Annotated in this window: 1 protein-coding gene; it reads right to left on the bottom strand. The window is 58.3% G+C overall.

Features of this window, described 5'->3' with window-relative positions:
• Positions 1 to 752: IS5-like element ISRtr4 family transposase (locus PH547_RS33725; RefSeq protein ID WP_285170485.1), on the bottom strand; the 752-nt coding region annotated here is incomplete at its 3' end.
• Between the last annotated feature and the right edge of the window lie 96 nt (positions 753 to 848).

Below are 848 nucleotides of genomic sequence, written 5' to 3'. Positions count from 1 at the left end.
GAGCGTTCGACGTCTTTGGCCAATCTGCGGCATCTGCCAAGCCAGGCGAAGGTCCGTTCGACCACCCATCGACGCGGCAGAACCTCGAAGCCTTTCGCCTTGTCTGAGCGCTTGATGATCTCGATCGTCCAGCGCCCGATCTTTTTCAGTCGCCGCTTCAACTTATCGCCCGCATAGCCACCATCGGCGAAGACATGCAGTAACCATGGCCACCTGTGGCGGATGGATTTCAGGAGATCGGGAGCACCGTCGCGATCCTGGATGTCGGCGCTGTGCACCATGAGACCGACCATCAGGCCGAGCGTATCGACGATGATATGGCGCTTGCGGCCTTTGGTCTTCTTGCCCGCGTCATAGCCCCGGATGCCGCCGCTTTCGGTGGTTTTGACGCTCTGGCTATCGATCACACCGGCCGTCGGGCTTGCCTCCTTGCCCTCCAACTCGCGCGTTTCCATCACGAGACGATGGTTGATGCGTGGCCAAAGTCCCAACGCTCTCCATTCATAGAAATAGCGCTGGACGGTCGAGCAGGGTGGAAAATCCTTCGGCAGCATCCGCCATTGGCAACCAGTTGTGGCGATGTAAAGCAGGGCATTCACCACCTCTCGCAAATCCGTGGTCCGCGGGCGGCCCAAGCGGCGCGGCATTGGCAGGAAAGGCTGAACCAGACCCCATTCCCGATCCGTCATATCGCTTGCGTAGCGTGCCGTTCGCCGGGCATATTGCCGACGGGTGATTTTGGTCCAGGCCATCGTGTTCTCCATCGAATCTCGCAAATCCGAAGGAATCATAACCTGTTGAAATCACCCACCTCTTTTTGAGGCAGCCTCTAAGCTTGACTTTGTACA

The sequence above is a fragment of the Rhizobium cerradonense genome (assembly GCF_030182455.1).
In the GTDB taxonomy this organism is placed as follows: domain Bacteria; phylum Pseudomonadota; class Alphaproteobacteria; order Rhizobiales; family Rhizobiaceae; genus Rhizobium.
The sequence above is the reverse complement of the archived record's forward strand: the minus strand, read 5'-3'. Positions and strand labels throughout refer to the sequence as shown.